This window comes from Nonomuraea sp. NPDC049625 (genome assembly GCF_040675285.1).
Taxonomy (GTDB): domain Bacteria; phylum Actinomycetota; class Actinomycetes; order Streptosporangiales; family Streptosporangiaceae; genus Nonomuraea; species Nonomuraea angiospora_A.
On record NZ_JBFAOQ010000001.1, the window covers coordinates 75,579 to 97,741 of the forward strand.

A 22,163-nucleotide genomic window follows, 5' to 3' on the forward strand; every position below is an offset into this window, starting at 1 on the left:
TTGGACCAACTGTTCACCGTTCCGGAAGCGGCCGAACTGCTCAGCACCTCGGTTCGCTTCGTCCGCCGACTGATCGCCGAACGCCGGATCGAGTTCGTGAAGGTCGGGCGGCACGTCCGCATCCGTGAGTCCGCGCTGATCGCCTTCGTCGTCGCGGGCACCGTCGCACCGCTCACAAGCCATGACGTCACAGGGAGGGCTGCCTGATGGCCAAGGGCAACAAGCCGAACCACCGACGTTTCGGCAACATCCGTCAGCTTCCCTCCGGCCGGTATCAAGCGTCCTACCTTGGTCCGGACGGGCGGCGCCACAACGCTCCGGAGACCTACGAGCGGAAGGGCGACGCGGAACGTGCGCTCTCCCTCATCGAGGCCGAGATCGTCAAAGGAGACTGGATCGACCCCGAGCGAGGCAAGATCAAGCTCAAGGACTACGCCGAGATGTGGATCAAGGAACGTCCGGGCCTGCGTCCGCGGACCGTCGATCTCTACACCTGGACGCTGAACAAGCACATCACGCCCTACCTCGGCACTGTCCAGCTCGGGAAGCTCTCTACCGCCATGGTCCGGAGGTGGCGGGCCGACCTGCTCGGCAAGGGCGTGTCACCGACCATGCTGGCGAAGGCGTACAGGCTCCTACGGGCTGTGCTCATGACGGCTGCGGAGGACGACGGGATCATCCCTCGTAACCCGTGCCGGATCCGCGGGGCGGACGCTGAGCACGCTGAGGAGCGTCCAGTGCTGACCGTTCCTCAGGTCTTCGAACTGGCGGACCGCCTCGGCCGTCGTCCTTTCGGCAATGTGCGCAAGGTCAAGGACGGGGCCTACCGGCTACGGTTCCAGCGTCACGGGGAGATGCGGACGCATCCTGAGATCTTCCTGACCCGGGCAGAAGCTGAGCGGGCGCTGTGGGAGATGGCCCGTGACGGCAGGGCGGATTCCGATCAAGATCGCCGGTTCCGCGCCATGGTCTTGCTGGCCACGTTCGCGAGTCTCCGGTGGGGAGAGGTCAGCGCGCTGCGTCGGATGGACGTGGACCTCGTCGCCAAGACGGTTCGCGTACGCGTCGCCTTCGTGGAGCGTTCAACGGGCGGGCTGCTCCTCGGGCCTCCCAAGTCCAAGGCGGGCCGGCGGACCGTGGGCATCCCCGAGAGCATCGTCCCCATCCTCCAGGAGCACATGGACACCTACGTCCAGGAGGAGCCGGGGGCGCTGATGTTCCCGGCCGCGAAGGGTGGCCCGATGCGTCGTAGTGGCTTCAACACCCGTACCCGCTGGGTGGACGTGGTCAAGGACATGGGACTTCCCGGTCTGCACTTCCATGATCTCCGTCACACGGGGAACATGCTGGCCGCGATGTCGGGGGCCGGTCTCAAGGACCTGATGGCGCGCATGGGGCACGACAACGTCCGAGCAGCCATGATCTATCAGCACGCGGTCAGGGGTGCCGACCAGGTGATCACGAATGCCATCGATCAGCAGCTCAAGCAGCACGACCAGGGCGACGATGACGGCTCGGCGGGTGTGCTGGCTCCCGTGGGCTAATCGCACGCTAATTGCACGGAAGATCGTAGAGAGCCCCAGAAACGATCAAAGCCAGGTTGGGGAACCATCCCTGACCTGGCTTTTCGTACGTGGAGCGGGTGACGGGAATCGAACCCGCGCTGTCAGCTTGGGAAGCTGATGTTCTGCCATTGAACTACACCCGCATGCGACCCGAAGCCGCGTCCCCCACTGTAGCGGAAACTTGGCGCACAACAGCAATCCCAACCCCACAGAGTTTCCGATCGGACGGTAGGTTGCTCACCGTGCTGCTATCTGACCGCGACATCCTTGCCGAGATCGAAGTCGGCCGGCTCGGGCTGGAGCCGTTCGACCGGGACATGATCCAGCCCTCCAGCATCGACGTACGGCTTGACCGATTCTTTCGGGTTTTCGAGAACCACCGGTACCCGCACATCGACCCCTCGGTCGAGCAGCCGGATCTGACGCGGATGGTCGAGCCCGACGGGGATGAGCCGTTCATCCTGCATCCGGGGGAGTTCGTGCTGGCCTCCACCTATGAGGTGGTGACGTTGCCGGATGATCTGGCGTCGAGGCTGGAGGGGAAGAGTTCGCTGGGGCGGCTCGGGTTGCTGACGCATTCGACCGCGGGGTTCATCGATCCGGGGTTCAGCGGGCATGTGACGTTGGAGCTGTCGAACGTGGCCACGTTGCCGATCAAGTTGTGGCCGGGGATGAAGATCGGGCAGTTGTGCGTGTTCCGGCTCAGTTCGCCCGCTGAGCACCCGTACGGGTCCGCGAAGTATGGGTCGCGGTATCAGGGGCAGCGGGGGCCGACGCCGTCGAGGTCGTTCCGGGACTTCCATCGGACCAAGGTTTGATATCGGTCCCCCGGTAACGTGACAAAAAAGACACCAAAGTACCCTCTGTCCCGGGTGTCGCACAACATACGCAGGGTAACCAGTAGGAGAAGGGGACATGAAGTTCGCATTTCGCCTGGTAGCCCGTACCCTTTCCACGGACCATCCCCGCACATCTGGAGAACGACGTGCGCCTGCGTCTCACGCCACGTGAGGACAGCTACTACGACCTGTTCGCAGACTCCGCGAACAACCTGGTCACCGCATCCCGTTTGCTGGTAGAGATCATCAGTGACGGATCGGACAGGGAGGCCCTGGCCGAGAAGATGCGTGCATGCGAGCATGCCGGGGACGAACGCACCCATGCGATCATGAACCGGCTCAATGAGAGCTTTATCACTCCGTTCGACCGTGAGGACATCTACCGACTCGCGTCCAACCTCGACGACGTGATGGACGCCATGGAGGCGGCCTCCGACCTGATCGTCCTGTACCAGCTCGACCACCTGCCGAAAGACGTGGTCAGGCAGGTCGAGGTGCTGGAGCGGGCCGCCGAGCTGACGGCCGAGGCGATGCCGCGGCTGCGGTCCATGAAGAACCTCAACGAGTACTGGATCGAGGTCAACCGCCTCGAGAACCAGGGCGACCAGGTCTACCGGAGGCTGCTGGCCAAGCTGTTCAGCGGTGAGTACGACGCGCTCACCGTCATGAAGATGAAGGAGGTCGTCGACGCCCTCGAAGAGGCGGCCGACGCCTTCGAGCATGTGGCCAACACCGTCGAGTCGATCGCGGTCAAGGAAAGCTAGGCCCAGTAGTGGACCTCACGCTCGCCCTCGTCATCGGCGTGGTCGTCATCTCTTTGGTATTCGACTACACCAACGGGTTCCATGACGCGGCGAACGCCATCGCAACCTCCGTCTCGACCCGGGCCCTGACCCCCAGGGCCGCGTTGTTCATGGCCGCGGCCATGAACTTCATCGGCGCCCACCTGGGCACCCAGGTCGCGCAGACGGTCGGCAAGGGGATCATCGACGCTCCGGACGGCCCCCACGGGCTGGTCGTCGTGGCCGCGGCGCTCATCGGTGCGATCTCCTGGAACCTGATCACGTGGTACTTCGGCCTGCCCTCCTCCTCCAGTCACGCGCTCATCGGCGGACTGGTGGGCTCCGCCCTGGCCTCGGCCAGCGTGGTGCACTGGGACGGCGTGGTCGAGAAGGTCGTCATCCCGATGGTGCTGTCGCCGCTGATCGGGTTCACGCTGGCGGCCCTGATCATGATCGCAATTTACTGGATCTTCCGCAACAGCCAGCCGGGCAAGACCAACCGCGGCTTCCGCTACGCGCAGACCGTCTCGGCCGCCGCCATGGCGCTCGGGCACGGGCTGCAGGACGCGCAGAAGACCATGGGTGTCATCTTCCTGGCGCTCACCGTCGGCGGGTTCGCCAACCCGTCCGACCCCATCCCGCAGTGGGTCATCCTGGCCGCCGCCGGGGCGATCTCGCTGGGGACGTACGCGGGCGGCTGGCGCATCATGCGTACGCTGGGCCGGCGCATCATCGCGCTCGACCCGCCCCAGGGCTTCGCCGCGGAGTCGGCGGCGGCGACGGTCCTGTACGGGGCGGCCATCGGGTTCGGGGCGCCGATCTCCACCACGCACACGATCACCACGGCGATCATGGGCGTGGGGGCCACCAAGCGGCTCAGCGCCGTGCGATGGGGGATCGCCGGGAACATCGTGACCGCCTGGATCCTGACCATCCCGGCCGCCGCCCTGGTGGCCGCCGTCTCCTACTTCATCCTTCACTCGATCGTGGAGTAGCCGCCTCCTCGGCGGGCGCGTACATCACGTCCACGTCCCAGCGGTTGAAGCCGAGGGACTCGTACAACCTGATCGCCGCCGTGTTGGCCTCGTCCACGTACAGCATCGCCTGGGCGAGGCCACGCGAGCGCAGGTGGCACAGCCCGGCCAGGGTCAGCGTCCTGCCCAGGCCGGTGCCCTGCTGCGAGGGGTCGACGCCCACGACGTACACCTCTCCCAGGGGCTCGTGGCCGTGGGACGAGGAGCCGTGGATCTTCGTCCAGTGGAAGCCGGCCAGCCGGTCGCCGCGGAAGGCCAGGAAGAACCCCTCCGGGTCGAACCAGGGCTCCTGCTCGCGGCGGAGCAGGTCGTCCATCGTCCAGGCGCCCTGCTCGGGGTGGTGGGCGAAGGCGGCGGCGTTGACCTTGAGCCAGGCCTCCTCGTCCTGACCCGGTACGAACGTGCGCAGCACGACCCCGTCGGGCAGGGCGGAAGCCTCAAGAGGGGCGAAGAGGGAACGGCGCATCTGCCAGAGCGAGCGCACCCGCTCGAAGCCGAACGCGGCCGCCAGCGCCCCGGCGCCCGCGTGGTCGCCGTGCGCCCACAGGCGCGGCCGCCCGTCCGCCAGCTCCGCGACCGCGCTCAGCAGGCGCGCGCCGTGGCCCTGGCGGCGGTGGGCGGGGTGGATGACGAGCTCGGCGCTCGGGCCCTCGACCTCGTCCGTCGGGTCGATGTGGGCGTAGCCCACGAGCGTGCCGTCCGCCTCCAGGAGCAGGGACCGGGCCTGCGGGTCGCCCCCGTAGCGGAGATGGAGCATCACGTGCTCGTTGAGCGGCCGGACGCCGTCGGCCTCCGTCGCCGCCTCCACCAGGCCGAGCACCGAGGCGACCTCGGTGTCATCGAGCCGTTCCCTGACCTTCACATGCCCGCCCACAGGCCCTCCTTCGCCGTGAGCGATCACGTGGCGCCAATCCCTCGTTCGCTCACAGAACGAACTCTAGGCGTATGACTGGCAAATACCGCCATGTGACAGCCTGGCAAATCGTTACCTTTGCGCCATTGGCTGCATAGGTTCCCAACGTAACGTCTTGGGCCATGACGTCTCGTTCCTTCCTCCGGCTGGCGCTGGCCGGAGCCGTCGCCTCGGGTGCGGTCATGCTCGCCACGCTCCCGGCGGACGCGAGCAAAGCCCCTCGTACGGTGCCCGTACGGCTGCTTGCGCTCAACGACTTCCACGGCAACCTCGAACCCCCCACCGGATCCTCCGGCCGCATGGTGGACGAGAACGGCCAGACCGTGGACGCCGGTGGCGCCGCGTACGTCGCCACCCACATGAAGGCCCTGGCCGACAAGAACACCATCGCCGTGGCCCAGGGCGACCTCATCGGGGCGACGCCGCTGATCTCGGCGGCCTACCACGACGAGCCGTCGGTCGAGTTCATGGGCAAGCTGGGGCTCAAGGTGGCCGCGGTGGGCAACCACGAGTTCGACGAGGGCTACACCGAGCTGCGGCGCATCATGAAGGGCGGCTGCCACCCGGTGGACGGCTGCTCGCCCGCCGGCCCGTGGGAGGGCGCGAAGTTCGACTACGTGGGCGCGAACGTCCTGTTCAAGAACCGCAACGAGAAGACCGACGCGCTCGCCGCCCTCGGTGGCTCGGACTCGGCGCAGGTCAAGCAGGTCCTGTCGGACTGGGGCGTGCCCGCGCTGCCGCCGGTCAGCATCAAGTGGATGAACGGCGTGCCGATCGGCTTCATCGGCCTCGTCACGCAGACCACGCCGAACATCGTCACGGCCGAGGGGATCAAGGACCTCAAGTTCGTGGACGAGGTGAAGGCCGCGAACGTCGCCTCGAAGCTGCTCAAGCTCGTCGGGGTGAAGGCGCAGGTCGTACTGGTGCACGAGGGCGACCAGGTGAACGCGGGCCAGTCGCCCGACGCCTGCAGCGCCGTCCCGGGTGCGGGCAACCGCATCGCCACGCAGGTGGACCCGGAGATCGACGTCGTGCTCAGCGGGCACTCCCACCAGGCGTACCTGTGCAAGGTCAAGGACCCGGCGGGCAACGACCGCGTCTACTCGCAGGGCGGGTCGTTCGGGCGGGTCATCACGCAGGTGGACCTGAACGTGAACGTCAAGACGCGGGACATCGACCGCGCCTCGGTCGTCGCGGACAACCACGTCGTGACCCGGACAGTCACCCCGGATCCCGAAATTTCGACGTTCGTGCAGACGTGGAAGGACCGCGTCGCCCCCGTCGCCAACAAGCCCGTCGGCAAGATCACCGCCGACATCACGAACACGGCCGCGCCGTCCGGCGAGTCCGCGCTCGGTGACCTCATCGCCGACGGCCAGCTGGCCGGGACGAAGACCGGCGGCAACGCCCAGATCGCCCTGATGAACCCGGGCGGGGTGCGGGCGTCCCTGACGTACGCGACGTCCCCGGCGAACGAGGGCGACGGTGTCGTCACGTACGGCGAGGCGTTCACCGTGCAGCCGTTCAACAACCTCATGCAGGTCGTCACGCTCACCGGCGCCCAGCTCAAGACCGTGCTCGAGCAGCAGTTCACCGGCGGTCCCAACAACCAGCCGTTCGCCAAGATCCTGCAGCCGTCGGCGAACTTCACCTACACCTACAGCCGGAGCGCCGCCTGGGGCTCCAAGGTGTCGGACATGAAGATCGACGGGGTGCCGGTGACGGACACGCAGTCGATCCGGGTCGCCGCGAACAACTTCCTCGTGGGCGGCGGCGACGCCTTCGCGGGCTTCAAGGACGGCACCGACCTGTGGAGCGGGCCGCTGGACATCGACGCCTTCGTCGAGCAGCTCGGCAAGGACAACCCCATCGCCCCGCCGGCCACCAACCGGATCACCGCCGTCAACTGACCCTTCTTCCCTCCGGCCCGCCCGTTTCCTCCCGGGCGGGCCGCCCCTTTTCCCGCCGCACGTGGCGGGGCTCTTTCATCCTGTACGGCAGAGCACGGGCGGCACCACCCGCCGCACGTGGCGAAGGGCCTCCAGGGTGACGCCCGCTGACCCGCACGGGCCCGGCCGCCGTAACGGCGCACGCATCAGCGCTTCCAGGCCAGCCACTTGCGCGCCACCTCCGCCTCCAGGTCCACCCCGTGATGGTGGGCCAGGAGGACCACGTGGCACAGCACGTCGGCCAGCTCCTCCCGGAACCCCGCGTCCAGCTCGTCCGCCGTGCGCCCCTTGGTCCTGGCCCGGCCGGAGCGCATGAGGAACGCCTGGGTCAGCTCGCCGATCTCCTCCTGGAGCTTGAGCAGGAACCAGGTGTCGTCGCGCTCGATCCCGAGCTTGTCCGCGTACCGGCTGGAAATGGGTTCGATCTCGGCGGCGAGCTGGCGCAGATCCATGGGCGCGAGCCTACGGCAGACCGCGGCCGATCACGGCTCCCCGTAAAGGGGGAGGACGACCACGAAGCGAGCGCCGGGTGAGTGGTCGGCGACGGTGAGGGTGCCGTCGTGGGCCGCGGCGATGTCGCGGCTCAGGGCCAGGCCGAGGCCGCTGCCGCCCTTGTCCTTGGCCCTGGCGGGGGCCAGGCGGGTGAAGCGTTCGAAGACCCGCTCCCGGTCCTGCGGCGGGATGCCGTCGCCGTCGTCGGTCACGGTGACGATCACCTTGTCGCCTTCCACGGCCACCTCCAGGTCGATGCGGGTGGCGGCGTGGCGGGTGGCGTTGTCGAGCAGGTTCGTCAGCAGGCGGTCGAGCTGCATGAGGGAACCGTGGACGGGTGCCGCGGCGCACACGTCGGGGATGATGGGCACCCGGTTGCCCTCGCGGCGGCGGACGTGGTCCATCGCCACGTGAGCCAGGTCCACCACGCGGCGCTCGCTGAGCGCGCCGGCGTCCAGCCGGGCCAGCATCAGCAGCTCGTCGATGATGCCGGCCAGGCGGTCGGCGGCGGCCAGCGCCTGCTCGCCGGTGGCCTGCCAGTCCGTCTCGTCGGGGTAGGCGTGGGCCACCTCCAGCTGGGCGCGCAGGGCCGAGATGGGGCTGCGGAGCTCGTGGGAGGCGTCGGAGACGAAGCGGCGCTGGGTCTCGGCGGAGCGTTCGAGGCGGTCGAGGGTGTCGTTGGTGGTGGCGGCGAGGTCGGTGATCTCGTCGCCGGTGTCGGGCACGGGCACGCGTCTGCTGAGGTCCTGGCCGGTGATCTCGGCCATTTCCGCACGGATGCGTTCGACGGGGCGCAACGCGGACCCGACCGAGATCCAGGTGATGCCCGCCACGCTCACCAGGACGAGCGGAGTGCCAATGAATACCAGGACATATATCCATTTGAGGGCTCGGTCCACGTCGGTCAGCGGGGACGCCCCGTAGACCGTCACAGGGCCCTGAGGGGTCTGCGCCGCGATCGCCACGACCAGGTAGTGGGTCTTGGGCTCGTCGGGGCTGCGGGACACGGTGCGCTCGCCGACGCGGACGACCTGGGGCCAGGTGGGCTTGAGGTCCCCCAGCCGCAGGCTCTGGGCCGGGCCGGGGCTGCTCGCGAGCAGCCTGCCGTCCGCCGAGACCACCTGGAGGATGCGGACGCGTGACGGCGTCTCCAGCACCGGGGGCAGGTTTCCGGCACGTGCCTCGGCGGCGACCCGCCGTGCCGCCAGCTCGACCCTTGCCTGGACCATGCTGCGCAGGTTGTCGGGCACGGTGGCGAGCGTGATGGTGGCGGTCGCGATGAAGACCACGGCCGCTATCAAGGTCGCGACCGTGGTCAGGCGTGCGCGGATCGAGCGTGGAAACAGCCGTCTCACCATCCCATCCCGTCCCGACTTCATCACTGTCTGTGACATTTACCCGCGCTGGGCCGTCGCAACATGACCGGGCCCGCGTCCGCCCCGGCATATTCGCTGGTGGCGATTCCGCTGAGGGCGTGCACACCTACCGCGCCCGAACCCGGCAGGCCATGGTGGATGCCATGAGGCTTTTGGTGCTGGGCGGCACGGAGTTCGTGGGGCGGGCGTTCGTCGACGAGGCGGTGGCGCTGGGCTGGGAGGTGACGACGTTCAATCGCGGCACGCACGAGCCGCGGGCCGGCGTGACGGCGCTGCGCGGCGACCGCACGGCCCCTGGCGGGCTGGCGGCGCTGGAGCGCGGGGAGTGGGACGTGGTGGTCGACACCTGGTCGTGGGCGCGGGCCGCGGTCGGTGCGGCCGCGTCGCTCCTGGCCGGCCGGGCCGGCCATTACATCTACGTCTCCAGCCGGTCGGTGTACGCGCCGCCGGTGCCGTTCGGCGCTGACGAGAGCGCCCCGGTCGTGGCGGTGGCGGCGGACGACGGCGACGGCGACTACGCCAAGGACAAGGCGGGGGCGGAGGCCGGGGCGGTCGCGGCGTTCGGGGACCGGGCGCTGCTGGCCCGCGCGGGCCTGATCCTGGGCCCGTACGAGAACATCGGGCGCCTGCCCTGGTGGCTGAGCCGGATCGCCCGCGGCGGCCCGGTGCTCGCCCCGGGGCCGCGCGACCTCGGCCTGCAGTACATCGACGCCCGCGACCTGGCCGGCTGGTGCCTGGCGGCGGCCCGGCGCGGGCTCGGCGGGGCCTATGACGTGGTGAGCCCGCCGGGGTTCGCGACGATGAGGCAGCTCCTGGAGACCTGCGTCAAGGTGACCGGATCGGACGCGGAGCTGCGCTGGGTGGCGGCCGAGCGGATCCTGGCGGCGGGTGTGAAACCGTGGACGGACCTGCCGATCTGGCTGGTGGGCGAGAGCTGCGACTTCATGCACGGGGGCGACGTGTCCAAGGCGGTGGCGGCGGGCCTGCGGTGCCGTCCGCTGGAGGAGACGGTGGCCGACACGTGGGAGTGGCTCCGGAGCATCGGCGGCCTGCCCCCGACGCGCCCGGACCGGCCGAGCGTCGGCCTCGCCCCGGAGGCGGAAGCGCGGCTGCTGGGCTGAGGGCGTCCGGGAAATGGTGACGGCCACCCCGGCCCCCTCCGCGGGCTCTCGTCAGAGAACGGAGAAAGGCTCGTGATGGCCGCGGCAACAGTCTGCCGTCCGGGCGGTGGCCTCCGCAGGCAATTCCGACAAATGCTCTCGACTTCCCGCAAGCCATCATGTGGTTATGAGTGCGTGGGTCTACATACGCGGCTGGCTGGAGTTCTCGGGTCAACGATCCGAGGCGGAGCGGATCATCCGGCAGGGCGAGACGGAGGGCTGGGCCTTCCCCGAAGGGGGCTGGCTCGATGCCGCCTGCTACGCGCGTGCCGTCCGCGAGAGCCGATCCGGCGAGGTTCTCGCGCTGATCCGCCGGATCGCCGCCCTGCCGCCCGCGGACGCGGACGGCGACCGCGTCTGCGGTCTCTTCCTCGTGTTCCACGAGGTCGAGGGGCAGCAGGAGTGGCAGGTCCGCGACGGCGGGGTCCTCGTCGGCCGGGCCTCGCCGCGTCACGACTATCTGTGGAAGTAGCTCAGCGTGCCGCGGCGCGGCCGGCCTGGCGGCCGGAGAAGAGGCAGCCGCCGAGGAAGGTGCCTTCGAGGGCGTTGTAGCCGTGGACGCCGCCACCGCCGAAGCCCGCGATCTCACCCGCCGCGAACAGGCCGTCGACGGGCTCGCCGGTCGGCCCCAGGGCGCGGGAGTCGAGGTCGGTCTGGATGCCGCCGAGCGTCTTGCGCGTGAGTACGTGGAGCATGACCCCGATCAGCGGCCCGGCGGCGGGATCGAGGATCCGGTGTGGGGCGACCGTCCGGCCCAGCTTGTCGCCGAGGTAGCGGCGGGCGTTGCGGATGCCCTGGATCTGGGAGTCCTTGCTGAACGGGTTGGCCACCTGCAGGTCGCGGGCCTCGATCTGGCGGCGCACGAGGTCGGCGTCGAGCAGGGGTTCGACCGTCAGCTGGTTCATCTTGGCGACCAGTTCGTCCAAGGTGGCGGCCACGACGAAGTCGGCGCCGTTGCGCTTGAACGCCTCCACCGGGGCCGGGGCGCCCTTCCCGAGGAGGCGCTCCCGAAGGAACGCCTTGCGGTCGTTGCCGGTGATGTCGGGGTTCTGCTCGGAGCCCGACAGGGCGAACTCCTTCTCGATGATCTTCTGAGTGAGCACGAACCAGGAATGGTCGTGGCCGGTGCCGCGCAGGTGCCGCAGCGTGCTCAGCGTGTCGTAGCCGGGCAGGCAGGGGTCGGGCAGCCGCCGCCCCAGCGCGTCGAACCACATCGAGGAGGGGCCGGGCAGGATCCGGATGCCGTGGCCCGGCCAGATCGGGTCCCAGTTGCGCAGGCCCTCCGTGTAGTGCCACATGCGGTCGCGGTTGACCAGCCGCGCCCCGGCCTCGGCGCTGATGTCGAGCATCCGGCCGTCCACGTACGCCGGCACGCCCGTGACCATGCTCTCCGGCGCGCTGCCCATCCGCTCCGGCCAGTAGCGGCGCACCAGGTCGTGGTTGCCGCCGATGCCGCCACTGGTGATGATCACCGCCGGTGCCGTCAGCTCGAACTCGCCGATCCTGTCGCGGTTGGAGGCCACTCCTCGCGGCGAGTCGTCCTCGGCCAGCAGCGTGCCACGCACGCCCTGCACGGCTCCGCCGCTGACGATCAGCTCGTCCACCTGGTGGCGGTGGTGGAAGGTGACCAGCCCGCTCCCGGCCGCCTGCCGGACCCTGCGGACGAACGGCTTCAGCACCCCCGGCCCCGTCCCCCAGGTCACGTGGAAGCGCGGCACGGAGTTGCCGTGCCCGTCCGCGCGCAGGTCGCCCCGCTCCGCCCAGCCGACCGTGGGCAGGAACTTGATGCCCAGGCCGTCCAGCCAGGCCCGCTTCTCCCCGGCGGCGAACTCGACGTAGGCCCGCGCCCACTGCACGGCCCAGGAGTCCTCGTCGTCCAGGCGGTCGAACTGGGCGCTGCCCTGCCAGTCGTTCCAGGCCAGCTCGAAGGAGTCCTTCACGCCCAGCCGCCGCTGCTGCGGGGAGTCGACCAGGAACAGCCCCCCGAACGACCAGAAGGCCTGGCCGCCCAGGTTGGCGGCGTTCTCCTGGTCGACCACGGCGACCTTCTTGCCCCGGGAGATCAGTTCGCAGGTCGCCACCAGGCCGGCCAGCCCGGCCCCGACGACGATGACGTCAGCGTTCATGCGCCGATGATTCCACCTGATCAGCACGCGCCATAAGCCGCCTGGGCCCTGATTTCGGGCGCCTGCCCGGTCCGTCAGGCAGCAGGGCCCGGCCGCCGTCGCGGAGCTGTCGCCGGACGGCGGCCGGGCCCTGTCGCCGCGGCCGGAGACTCAGGTCTTTCTCCTGCTCGCCGCTCCTCCTTTGGCAGGGCTGCGCGTCGAAGCCATGCCGCTGGTCGGGCCGGGAGACAGATGATGTTCCAGGGACTTCATGATCTCGGGTGCCAGGACTTCTGCCAGCGCCGGCGCGAGCGCGTCCGCCAACGCGGACGACAACACCTGCGTGAGCAGGAGCCGTTCCATCGGCGACGCCTTCGACGCCGTACGCGAGGTCGACGACAGAGCCGATTCGATCAGGCTCGCCATGGGATCCACGCCGCGTGTGCGGGCTTTGGTGGTCTGGCCGGACTCGCTGAGGATGTCGCGGATGAGGTCGTCGATCATGGACTCCAGAGGGTTGTGCTCGGATGAGTTACCGGTTTGCTCCGGCGCCATGAGGTGCTCCTTTACGTCGGTGTGAGCCGTCTCCCGATTTCCCCTTGCCGGGAAACCAGGAGACGGCGTTCTTCCTTGCGGGCCGGCGGGCGCGGTCGTCGGGTGGTTGTCGGGCGGTTATCGGGTGCTTATCGGCCCGCAAGGGCGGCCAGCATCAGCGGGTGCTCGATGCCGGCTTCTTCGCCTTCCGAGCGGCGGCGCATGAGCGCGGCGAGCAGGAGAGGGTGCTCGATCATGCTCGTGCCGCTCTCCCTGCGGCGGCGCATGAGCGCGGCCAGCATCAGCGGGTGCTCGATGCCGGTCTCCTCGCCTTCCGAGCGGCGGCGCATGAGCATGGCGAGCAGGAGGGGGTGCTCGATCATGCTCGTGCCGCCTTCCTTGCGGCGGCGCATGAGCATGGCGAGGAGGAGCGGGTGCTCGATGCCCATCTCGGTGCCTTCTTCGCGGCGGCGCATGAGCATGGCGAGCAGGAGGGGGTGCTCGATCATGCTCGTCCCGCCTTCCTTGCGGCGGCGCATGAGCATGGCCAGCAGCAGCGGGTGCTCGATGCCCATCTCGGTGGTTTCCTCGCGGCGGGCCGCGAGTGCGGCGAACATCAGCGACTCGAACGCCTCCCGCTCTTCGGTGTCGCGCTCAGTCGTCTCGGTACGCTCTGCGGTCGTGGTCATCTGACTCCCTTTCAGGCCTGTGGTGTTGCCGGAGATGCATGCGACCGATACCCGCGACCGATAGGCCCCATTCGCGCAAAGAGCGTGTCGCACGGTTCCTGACCTGGCCTTTTACGTGGATCGCCGCAGCGCTCACCCGGGTACTAAGACCATCGGCGTAGAACGTCTAGGGCGGGCGGCCGATCCGCGACGGCCCTCGCGCGTGCTGATACTCCTGCTCATGTCGATCGCCTCCGCGCAGCGCCAGTCGGGCGTGCGGCCGTTTCTCGTCGGGATGTTCGTGGACGCCCTGGGCAGCGGCCTGTACTACCCGCTCACCCTGCTGTTCATCCACCGGGTCACCGGCCTGCCCATGACCGTGGTCGGGCTGGGGGTGACGGCCGCGGCCGCGGTGGGGCTGGCCGCCAATCCGGTGGCCGGCGTGCTCATCGACCGGTTCGACGCACGGCGGGTGCTGATGGGTACGTACGTGCTGCGCGGGCTGGGCTTCGCCGCGTACCCGTTCGTGGACGGTTTCGCCGCGCTGATCGTGGTCGCGGCGGTGGTCGCGTTCGGAGATCGGGCCTACTATCCCGCCTCCGGCGGCTACATCTCGGTCCTGGCCACGGGCGCGGACCGGGACCGGCTGTACGCGCTGATGTCGACCGCCAGGAACGTCGCGTTCGGCCTGGGCGGGCTCCTGTCAGCGGGGGTGGTGTCGCTGGGCGGCACGACCGGCTTCGTGATCATCGCGTCGGTGAACGCGGCCAGCTTCGTCGTGGCCACCGCCTGCCTGGTCCTGTCGGGGCGGCGCGCACCGATCGATCCGGTGCTCCCGGAGCGGGGCGGGTACCGGCGGGTCCTGGCGGACCGGCCGTTCCTCGGGCTGGTGGCGGCCGAGCAGGCGTTCACGCTGACACGCCTGGTCCTTCCGGTCGCGCTGCCGGTGTACGCCGTCACGGTGCTCGGCGCCCCCGCCTGGCTGCTGGGCCTGCTGTACACGCTCAACACGATCCTGGTGGCCGTGGGCCAGCTCGCGGTCCGGCGACGGCAGCGCGCCGCCCGCCGTACCCACGCCATGGCCCTCGGTGGGGCGGTCCTGATCGTGTCGTGCGTCGCGTACGCCGCGGCGGCCGCGTTCCCCCCGGGCCCGCCGCGCGTCATCGCCCTGGTGACGGCCACCCTCGTCTTCACGGTGGGTGAGCTGATGCACGCCACCCCGTCGTGGGCCCTGGCCGCGGCGGCGGCACCACCGGCCCTCCGCGGCCGCTACCTGGCGATCCACCAGCAGACCTGGGCCATCGGCAACGTCGTCGCCCCGGCCTCCTTCTCGGCCCTGCTGGGCGCCGCGCCCGCGCTGCTGTGGGGCACGCTCACCGTCCTGCTCGCGCTGGCCGCCCTCACCCTCCTGCGCCTCTCCCGCCACCTCCCACCCGACGCCGTCGCCGCCCCTGGCTCCTGACGCGGCTTGCCGCCGGGCTCCGGCCGCGCTTGGCTACGGCGGCGCCCGGGGGACGCTACCCGGTACGGCACCGGGCGAGGGGGTGAAGGCGTCCGGTTCGCCCTTACCCCGTCGCCCGTAGGAGCCGGCAGCTCCACGTAGCTCCTGATCAGGTGGCCTTGCCGCGGGCGATGTAGAGGTTCATGCCGGTGAAGTCGACGGTGATGTTATAGGGCTTCCAGAAGCAGTGGGAAAACCAGCCCATCGAGTCGAACCCTGTCCCATAGGGCCAGGGCACGTTGATTTGCGAGTTGGGGTTCGTGTAGCAATAGACCTCCTTGGCGACGGCGTTGCCAAGGCGGATCTCCTTCGGGTAGCAGGGGTAGACGACGGCCGGGTGGCTGCTGCCAAAAGTCCCGATCTCGCGGTCGTAGTCGCTGCGGATTCCCAACTGCTCGGCCGTTTTTCCCCGCAGGCCCGCCACGATCTCGCTGGTTCCGCCCAAGTTGACGCCCACCACCCCTGTGCGGGAGCCGGCGGTGCCGGCGAAGCTGCCCGTACTGTGCAGGTATTGCTCACGGGCCAGCCATATGGGAAGGGGCTGTGCGCCCGCCGATTTGGCGGCGGCGCGTGCCTTCCTGGCCGTTTCGGGGGTCCGGCGGCGCAGGATCAGTTGCCGGCCCGCATAGTCGAAGGTGGTCAGCAAGTGGTAGAAGACCCACGTGCCGATCAGGCCGTCGCTGTCAGTTCCGACATCCTCGCCCGACTCCGTCGACGACCAGCCCACCGGGACGTTGCGCAGTTCGATGCCACCCAGCTTGAAGGAGTCCAGTATCCCGTAGTACGCCCATATGATGCCGTTCTCGTACTCGACCTTCTGACTGGCAACGGGACTCAGCCCGGCCTCCTTGGCCACCGACGCCCGCATGCTCAGATTCGGGGCGCCGGTGTAGAACGTGAAGCGCTTCGTCGGTCCGCCGTTGACCGAGGCCTCCACCAGCGGAATCGGGTCCATCTGCTTGATTTCCAGCCGCGCGATGTCGCCGTGGACCTGGTACGCCTCACCACTGACCGCCGCGAACCACTTGGCGTAGCCGTCCTCACCGGCCGCCTTCCAGTGTGGTGTGGACAGGCCGAACTTGTCCTGCCGGATGTAGCAGTCGCCCAGGAGCCCGTTGGCTTCCTTGTCGTCGGGCGCCAACTGGAGGGCCATCTTGAGGTATCTCTCGGCGTCGGGGAACCGGTTGGACAGCAGCCCGACATAGCCGCGCCGGCGGGCCGCGTGCAGGTTCTTGGGGTCCTTTTTAAGGATCTCCTCGTACGCCCGGCCGGCCTGCTCGAACTTCCCGGCCTTGAACAGCGCGTCGGCGTCACCGCTGTCGGCCAGCGCCGTGGCCGCCTCGCCCATCAGCGGCGCGGCCGCGGCGGCACCGGCCAGCACAGCGGCGCCCTGAAACAGCGAACGCCGGTCCCATTTCCCGTCATTAGCCACGCCTTCTCCTTTTCGTGATCGCCTTCGTCGTAACGTTCTGTCCCGGCGGCTCCGGCCGGTTCGGCTCGCCCTGCTTGATGAGGGCGACGCCGTGGTGCCGGGCCCCCCGGGCCGTACGGCGTCGTCCCGATGCGGGCGGCCGGATCGCTTCGCAGCACGCTCCGTAACTCGCCTGCCGGTCAACCCCGTCCACTGTCGGCCGGCCGCGTCCCCGCCTCGTTCGCGCCGCGTCATGGTTGTGTCACAGTCGCGCCGGCGGCGGCCGCCGCCGAGAAGCCGTGACATGCGACGGACAACGCGCGCATTCGCCGCCATCCCGGCCGCGCCACGGGTGTCCTGGGCGGCGTCTCCGGTCTCGCCACAGTCACCGGGCCGCTGCTCGGTGGTGTCCTCATCGACACCCTGGGCTGGCAGTGGATCTTCTACGTCAACGTCCTGGTCGGTATCCCGGCCCTGTCCGCCTTCCCGACCTGCTGGAACGTAGGTTCGCCGAGGATGTCCCTGACGAACCTGTCCAGATGTCCTGGGATCGCTGACCGGCCCGGCGCGTGATGCCGGGAGTCGCTCAACGGGCGGAGCTGATGTCCCAGAACTCGACGCCCGCACTGGTCAGGCTGATGAGGACGTTGCCGTCAGGGGTGATGGCGACTCGGTCGCCGTCGCGTGACACGACCTCCGTCTCGACGGGGGTCATGTCCGGCCCGATCTGCTCGAAGGTGCGGGTGTCCCAGAGCCGGACAGTTTTGCCGCCACTGGCCAGGATGGAGCCGTCCCGGCTGAAGGCGACCGGGCCCATTTTCGCTTCTTCGGGTACTTCTCGGGTGAGCCCGATCTGCGTGTAGGTCTTGGTGGAGTAGAAGCAGAGCTGCCTTTCTTGAAAGCTCATCATGACCATGGTCTGACCGTCTGGCGCGAGGGCTGAGGGGGAGCCGCTGTTCGAACAGGGAGTGATGGGGAACTGGCGACGGTGCTTGCGGCCCGTGGCGGCATCCCATACCTCAGGGCCGTCCGAGACGAAGAGCTTGCCGCCAGGGTCCAGAAATGTGATGGAGACTGCCAAGGGCTCGGTCTTGACCGGCGTTCCCACAGGTCGCCGCGACGCAACCGCCCACAGCTCGGTCCACGATCTCTCCGTGCTGGTGGCCGAGATCGTCTTGCCGTCGGGGCTGAAGGCGACTCCCAGGATCTCGCCACCGCTCATCAGCGCCGGTCCATCCGGCTTGCGGCCGACGGCGTCCCAGAGATGGAGTTGCCGGCCGCCGAGGCCATAGTTGAGAACGGCCAGCTTCTTGCCGTCGGGACTGTATACGAGCTCGTCCACGCGGTGCGCTCCGGAAATCTCTACCGTGTCACCCAGTTTCCGGCGCGTGGCGACGTCCCAGAACTCGACGCCGGTCCTGGTTCCCACCGCCAGGGTGGTCCCGTCTGGGCTGAGCGCCAGCCCAGACCCCCAGTCCGCTTCCGACTCCGACAGCCAGGCGAGTCTGGGAAACCTGTTCTGCACCGGGCTGGGCGGGGACTGGAGCCAGATGGTCAGGGCAGCGGAGATGCCGACGAGAGTCACGATGAGCCCCAAGGCGGGAAGCGTTCTCAGGGTCCGCGGTCCGCGTCGCTGGGGCACGCCGCTGGGCGGCGGTCCGGTACCGGTTTTCGAGGAGCGGCCGAAGACGGGTTGCGGGGTTTCTTGGGCGGCCGCGAGGTGGGTGAGTTTGTCGCGGGTGGCCTGGGCGGTCAGCCGTACGGTGGGATCTTTGCACAGCAGGCCGTCCAGGACGGCCACAAGTGGTCCGGCGTGATGCGTGGGGTCCGGTCGCTCGGTGGCGATGGCGACGAAGACGGATCCGGGGGTGGTGCCGGAGAACGGCGGATGGCCCTCCACGGCGGTGTAGAGGGTGGCGCCGAGGGACCACAGATCGGACTGCGCCGTGGCGGGACCACCGTGCACTTGCTCAGGGGACATGAAGGACGGGGTTCCGAGGAGGGCGCCGGACCTCGTCAGAGGAGCGTCGCCCTCCAGCGTGGAGATCCCGAAGTCGGTGAGGACGACACGATCACCTTCCAACAGGACGTTGGCCGGCTTGACGTCACGATGCACAATGCCTGTGGCGTGCGCGGCGATCAGCGCGTCCAGCATCTGCAGGCCGATCGCGGCCACCCTCTCCGCGGGCAGCCGTCCGTGCCGGCGGAGCAGGTCGTCGAGGGAAGAACCGTGGATGAGTTCCATGACGATCCATGGACGTCCGTCCTCCTCGATCACGCGGTCGTAGATCGTGACGATCCCGGGGTGCTTCAGTCTGGCGGCGGCCCTGGCCTCGCGCTCCATCCGGGCGTACCAGTTGCGGCGTTCCTCTTCCGGGATGTCGTCGGAGAGCCGCAGTTCCTTGATGGCGACGGCCCGGTCCAGTTCGGTGTCCCATGCCTGCCAGACCGTTCCCATGCCGCCCCGGCCGAGTGCTCCCTGGATCTGATACCGGTCCGCCAGGAGGTGCACAGGCCCCACGCTCACCGAGACTCCTTTTCACTGATAAGCACGGCGGATGTCCCAGACTTCAAGAGCACCGTCGCCGGCGGTGACGAGGGACCTGCCGTCCGGGGACACAGCGGCGCTTCTCCAGGGGCCGAAGCCCGCAATCACCGCCTTCCCGGTAAGAGGTGGGCCGACCTGCCGGCCCGTTTTCACATCCCAGATCCGTACGGTAGAGCCTGCGCTGATCAGGAGCCTGCCGTCCGGGCTGAAGCTGAGGGATGCAATGACCTCCTCGTACGGGGGTGAAGCGGTGATCTTGATGGGGTTTGAGATCTTCTTCCGCGAGTCGACCGAGAAGAGCTTGATCTCGTCGTCATCCATGGTGGCGGCCAAGATCTTGCCGTTGGGGCTGACCACGGCCAGATCGCACAGACGTACCGTCAGGGGTATGAACGGCCGGCCGGACTTCCGTCGTGTCTTGATGTTCCAGACGGTCAGGTCGTTGTCGGTTGCGAGAAGTTTTCCGGCCTGGTCGAGGAAGACGACCGGGCCGGCGGCGTTGTTGGGGAAGGAGGCGCCCAACTGGCGCTGGGTGGTGAGATTCCAGAGCCGGGTTTCATCTTCGTGAGAGGTCGCCAACGCCTGGCCGTCCGGGCTGAAGGTCAGCGAGCCGATGGTGTCGCGCGGCCGGCCGAAGGGCTTGCCGATCTGCTTGTGTGACCGCACGTCCCACAACCTGACCTGGTCGAAGGCGCGGACGTCATCACCTCCACGTCCGTCGTCGGTCGCGGCCAGGAGCCGCCCGTCGGGGCTGAAGGCCATTTTGCCGCCGGCTCTCAGCGCCCCGCTGGGCTGGATGGGGGGTTCTGATCGTTGACGTGAAGCGAGATCCCAGAAGTCGATGCCGTCGTCGCCTCCCAGGGCAACGGTCTTCCCGTCCGGACTGAGCGCCAACCCGTAGCCGTAGTTCTCGATCGGCAGCCTGACCGTCCGGGGAAACCAGGTCTGCGTCGCGGGAGGCCCGGATTCGCTGGGGCCTCTCATCAGCCATACCGTCGCGCTGGTGGCGAGCGCGAGAACCACAGTCAGCGGGATGATCACTTTTCGGGACCGGACAAGGCGACGCGGCGGAGGATATGGCCGCTCCATGATCGGCTTTTCGACGACCGTGGGGGGTGGGGCGACGTTCGTCGATGGACCCGCTGCGGGCGCGATGCTGGAGGTGTCGACGAGAACAGCCGATTCGCGGGCATCCACCGGCGAGACGGGCGCCGATCTGTGCGGTTCGGATGTGCCGGTCAGCAGCCTGAGCCGGTCACGAGCGGCTTCGGCGGTCAGGCGCTCGGCCGAGTTCTTGTGCAGCAGCCCGTCCAGGACCGCAGTGAGCGGCCCGGAGTGCTGTTGCGGAGCAGGGTCCTGAGTCGCGATGGCGACGAAGAGGGAACTGAGGGTACGGCCCGAGAACGGCGGACGACCCTCCACGGCGGTGTAGAGGGTGGCGCCGAGAGACCACAGGTCGGACGCGGGCGTCGCGGGAAGTCCGCACACTTGCTCGGGCGACATGAAGGTCGGAGTGCCGAGGACGGCGCCGGACATCGTGAGCTTGGTGTCGCCCTCGAGCGCGGCGATGCCGAAATCGGTGATGACGACACGCTCGCCCTCGAGGAGGATATTGGCAGGCTTGAGATCACGATGCACGACGCCTGCGGCATGCGCCGCGATCAAAGCGTCCAGGATCTTCACGCCGATGTCGGAGACCTGGCCGATAGGGAGCCGTCCTTCGCGCTGGAGCAGGTCTTCGAGCGAGCCCCCCTGGATCAGCTCCATGACGATCCATGGGCGTCCATCGTCACCCACGAGACGGTTGTACACCGTCACGATCCCAGGGTGCTTCAGCCTGGCGGCGGCCCTGGCCTCGCGCTCCATCCGTGCGTACAGGTTGCGCCGGTCCTGTTCGGAGATGTGCTCCGGAAGCCGCAACTCCTTGACCGCGACCGTACGCCCCAATTCCACATCCAGCGCCCGCCACACGGCACCCATGCCGCCCTTGCCGAGGGGGCCGAGAACGCGATACCGCCCCGCCGAGATCCGCTGAAGATCTTCGCCCACGGGCTCACCATAGCTGGGCACTTGAGACAAAGAATCCGAGTTGGTGGAACACGTGATGTTTTCGCCAGTCACGCCTCCTGGTCAATGCCGTCCTCCAGGAGCGGCTGCCGCGCGCCAAAGACGTGCGGCATCGCATGCGTTGGAATCCTCAGCCCGATGGCTTCCCCACCGTGGCGGGTCGCGACCGAGGTGATCGGTCTGGATGCTTGTCGGCCGTGGGAGCAGGCGCACCGCCTGGTCCCGGCGGGCTACGTCCAGGGCGCCAACCCGGCCGACTTCGCGTCCGTCCAGGCCGGCGTCCGGCAGGGGCCGGACCTCGTGATGGACAAGATCTTCAAGTCGAAGACCGGGTAGAGCACTGGCTCCCCGTTTGGCTCCCAAAGATCAATAAGACTTTCTGTACCTCCCCTGACCAGTCGGGAAGACCGGATCCTCTCGGGTTGACCTTGACGCGACGTCAACGTGTCTAATCGGGATCGACCGGGCCCAGAGAGCCGAAAGTGAGGGGACCGATGGTCAGAGCCGCGCTGCGGATCGTGGTGTTCGAGCTGAAAGGCCTGCTGGCCATCGGGCAGTGGATCGTCCGGCGTCGTGATGGCGTGCCGGCGGGGGCGACCGTCGTGACGTACACGAAGGCGCAGACGTTCATGCTGTCGCTGATGCTGTTCGCGATGGCGGTCGAGACCGTGGTGGTCGATCTGCTGCTGGTCGCGCTCGACGTGCCGGCGTGGCTGCGGTTCGTGGTGCTGATCGCCGACGTGTACGGGCTGCTGTTCGGGGTCATGCTGGCCGCCGCCTGCGCCACCAGGCCGCATGTCATCACCTCTGGTGAGCTGCGCATCCGGTTCGGCGTGTACTTCGACGTGCGCGTGCCGGTCGAGCGGGTCGCCGCCGTGCGGACGAGTCGCAACTACAACGAGAGCGGCATGGTCACCGTCAAGGACGGGCGGCTCGGCGTGGCGGTCTCCTCGCAGACGAACATGACGGTCGAGCTGAGCGAGCCGGTCGCCTTCGTGCGCCCGTTCGGCCGCCGGGGGGAGGCCACGTCGATCCGGTTCTTCGCCGATGAGCCGGAGAAGGTCGTGGCGGCGTTGCGTACTGGCCGGACCGCCGAGCGTGCCTGATCTGGGGATGCTGTGTACTCACAGCACCGCTGAGGCCGCCTGATTCGGGGGCGTCGCGGGCCGGGCCGTGGAGCCCGGCCCGCGAGGGAGCAAAGGGCCGGGCCGTAACGGGC

At 68.7% G+C, this 22,163-nt stretch carries 21 protein-coding genes and 1 tRNA gene; 12 read left to right on the forward strand and 10 right to left on the reverse strand.

Features of this window, described 5'->3' with window-relative positions; translation table 11 throughout:
- Entirely contained in the window at positions 1-207 is a 207-nt protein-coding gene (locus tag AB0J87_RS00425; protein WP_355204159.1) for a helix-turn-helix domain-containing protein, read from the forward strand.
- Positions 207-1,544, forward strand: coding sequence for a site-specific integrase (locus AB0J87_RS00430; protein ID WP_363961987.1), 1,338 nt, complete (start codon positions 207-209; stop codon positions 1,542-1,544). Before AB0J87_RS00425 ends, AB0J87_RS00430 begins: the two co-directional genes overlap by 1 nt.
- 90 nt (positions 1,545-1,634) lie before the next feature.
- On the opposite strand, the gene AB0J87_RS00435 is transcribed toward AB0J87_RS00430, so the two are convergent.
- Positions 1,635-1,708: transfer RNA gene (locus AB0J87_RS00435), tRNA-Gly, on the reverse strand.
- Between the two features lie 99 nt (positions 1,709-1,807).
- Between AB0J87_RS00435 and dcd the strand changes: the two genes are divergently transcribed.
- The 3 genes from dcd (at position 1,808) to AB0J87_RS00450 (ending at position 4,181) form a co-directional block, all read left to right on the forward strand.
- Positions 1,808-2,383: a dCTP deaminase gene (dcd, locus tag AB0J87_RS00440; RefSeq protein WP_350733098.1), complete on the forward strand. Its 576-nt coding sequence runs from the start codon at positions 1,808-1,810 to the stop codon at positions 2,381-2,383.
- 167 nt (positions 2,384-2,550) lie between these two features.
- Positions 2,551-3,168 carry a DUF47 family protein gene (locus tag AB0J87_RS00445; RefSeq protein ID WP_043625094.1) on the forward strand — a complete coding sequence of 206 codons (618 nt, stop codon included), beginning with the start codon at positions 2,551-2,553 and terminating at the stop codon, positions 3,166-3,168.
- An 8-nt stretch (positions 3,169-3,176) separates the two neighbouring features.
- Complete coding sequence (locus AB0J87_RS00450) at positions 3,177-4,181, forward strand: inorganic phosphate transporter (protein ID WP_355204167.1); 1,005 nt, start codon at positions 3,177-3,179, stop codon at positions 4,179-4,181.
- Here the strand turns inward: AB0J87_RS00450 and mshD are convergent.
- Positions 4,156-5,094: a mycothiol synthase gene (gene mshD / locus AB0J87_RS00455; RefSeq protein ID WP_363961989.1), complete on the reverse strand. Its 939-nt coding sequence runs from the start codon at positions 5,092-5,094 to the stop codon at positions 4,156-4,158. The two genes, AB0J87_RS00450 and mshD, sit on opposite strands and share 26 nt — an antisense overlap.
- Before the next feature lie 161 nt (positions 5,095-5,255).
- On the opposite strand from mshD, the gene AB0J87_RS00460 reads away from it, so the two are divergent.
- A complete protein-coding gene (locus tag AB0J87_RS00460) occupies positions 5,256-7,043 on the forward strand; it encodes a bifunctional metallophosphatase/5'-nucleotidase (protein ID WP_363961991.1) in 1,788 nt (595 codons plus the stop codon).
- Positions 7,044-7,228: 185 nt separating this feature from the next.
- Here AB0J87_RS00460 and AB0J87_RS00465 read toward each other — a convergent pair whose 3' ends face one another.
- Positions 7,229-7,534 carry a pyrophosphatase gene (locus AB0J87_RS00465; protein ID WP_350733106.1) on the reverse strand — a complete coding sequence of 102 codons (306 nt, stop codon included), beginning with the start codon at positions 7,532-7,534 and terminating at the stop codon, positions 7,229-7,231.
- A 30-nt stretch (positions 7,535-7,564) separates the two neighbouring features.
- Positions 7,565-8,932 (reverse strand): ATP-binding protein, encoded by a 1,368-nt coding sequence (locus tag AB0J87_RS00470; RefSeq protein ID WP_363961993.1) that lies wholly within the window; start codon positions 8,930-8,932, stop codon positions 7,565-7,567.
- 161 nt (positions 8,933-9,093) lie between these two features.
- On the opposite strand from AB0J87_RS00470, the gene AB0J87_RS00475 reads away from it, so the two are divergent.
- Both AB0J87_RS00475 and AB0J87_RS00480 read left to right on the forward strand, forming a co-directional pair.
- Positions 9,094-10,071 (forward strand): NAD-dependent epimerase/dehydratase family protein, encoded by a 978-nt coding sequence (locus AB0J87_RS00475; protein ID WP_363961995.1) that lies wholly within the window; start codon positions 9,094-9,096, stop codon positions 10,069-10,071.
- 166 nt (positions 10,072-10,237) lie between these two features.
- A complete protein-coding gene (locus AB0J87_RS00480; RefSeq protein WP_355204180.1) occupies positions 10,238-10,582 on the forward strand; it encodes a hypothetical protein in 345 nt (114 codons plus the stop codon).
- Between the two features lies 1 nt (position 10,583).
- On the opposite strand, the gene AB0J87_RS00485 is transcribed toward AB0J87_RS00480, so the two are convergent.
- From AB0J87_RS00485 to AB0J87_RS00495, 3 genes are all read right to left on the reverse strand, one after another.
- A complete protein-coding gene (locus AB0J87_RS00485) occupies positions 10,584-12,236 on the reverse strand; it encodes an FAD-binding dehydrogenase (protein WP_363961997.1) in 1,653 nt (550 codons plus the stop codon).
- 150 nt (positions 12,237-12,386) lie between these two features.
- The gene (locus AB0J87_RS00490) at positions 12,387-12,770 is read right to left on the reverse strand and encodes a hypothetical protein (RefSeq protein ID WP_363961999.1); all 384 of its coding nucleotides are present in this window, start codon (positions 12,768-12,770) and stop codon (positions 12,387-12,389) included.
- A 128-nt stretch (positions 12,771-12,898) separates the two neighbouring features.
- Positions 12,899-13,438, reverse strand: a complete 540-nt coding sequence (locus tag AB0J87_RS00495; RefSeq protein ID WP_363962001.1) for a hypothetical protein — start codon at positions 13,436-13,438, stop codon at positions 12,899-12,901.
- A 220-nt stretch (positions 13,439-13,658) separates the two neighbouring features.
- Here AB0J87_RS00495 and AB0J87_RS00500 point away from each other — a divergent pair, with 220 nt between their 5' ends.
- Positions 13,659-14,879 (forward strand): MFS transporter, encoded by a 1,221-nt coding sequence (locus tag AB0J87_RS00500; protein ID WP_363962003.1) that lies wholly within the window; start codon positions 13,659-13,661, stop codon positions 14,877-14,879.
- A gap of 148 nt (positions 14,880-15,027) precedes the next feature.
- Here the strand turns inward: AB0J87_RS00500 and AB0J87_RS00505 are convergent, their stop codons facing one another.
- Positions 15,028-16,350, reverse strand: coding sequence for an aspartyl protease family protein (locus AB0J87_RS00505; protein ID WP_363962005.1), 1,323 nt, complete (start codon positions 16,348-16,350; stop codon positions 15,028-15,030).
- Between the two features lie 303 nt (positions 16,351-16,653).
- On the opposite strand from AB0J87_RS00505, the gene AB0J87_RS00510 reads away from it, so the two are divergent.
- Positions 16,654-16,902 carry an MFS transporter gene (locus tag AB0J87_RS00510; RefSeq protein WP_363963080.1) on the forward strand — a complete coding sequence of 83 codons (249 nt, stop codon included), beginning with the start codon at positions 16,654-16,656 and terminating at the stop codon, positions 16,900-16,902.
- A gap of 13 nt (positions 16,903-16,915) precedes the next feature.
- Here the strand turns inward: AB0J87_RS00510 and AB0J87_RS00515 are convergent, their stop codons facing one another.
- Entirely contained in the window at positions 16,916-18,856 is a 1,941-nt protein-coding gene (locus AB0J87_RS00515) for a WD40 repeat domain-containing serine/threonine protein kinase (protein WP_363962007.1), read from the reverse strand.
- A 12-nt stretch (positions 18,857-18,868) separates the two neighbouring features.
- The gene (locus AB0J87_RS00520; RefSeq protein WP_363962009.1) at positions 18,869-20,926 is read right to left on the reverse strand and encodes a serine/threonine-protein kinase; all 2,058 of its coding nucleotides are present in this window, start codon (positions 20,924-20,926) and stop codon (positions 18,869-18,871) included.
- Positions 20,927-21,082: 156 nt separating this feature from the next.
- On the opposite strand from AB0J87_RS00520, the gene AB0J87_RS00525 reads away from it, so the two are divergent.
- Positions 21,083-21,280: a hypothetical protein gene (locus AB0J87_RS00525; protein ID WP_363962011.1), complete on the forward strand. Its 198-nt coding sequence runs from the start codon at positions 21,083-21,085 to the stop codon at positions 21,278-21,280.
- 158 nt (positions 21,281-21,438) lie between these two features.
- The gene (locus AB0J87_RS00530) at positions 21,439-22,050 is read left to right on the forward strand and encodes a hypothetical protein (protein ID WP_363962013.1); all 612 of its coding nucleotides are present in this window, start codon (positions 21,439-21,441) and stop codon (positions 22,048-22,050) included.
- The last annotated feature ends 113 nt before the right edge of the window (positions 22,051-22,163 follow it).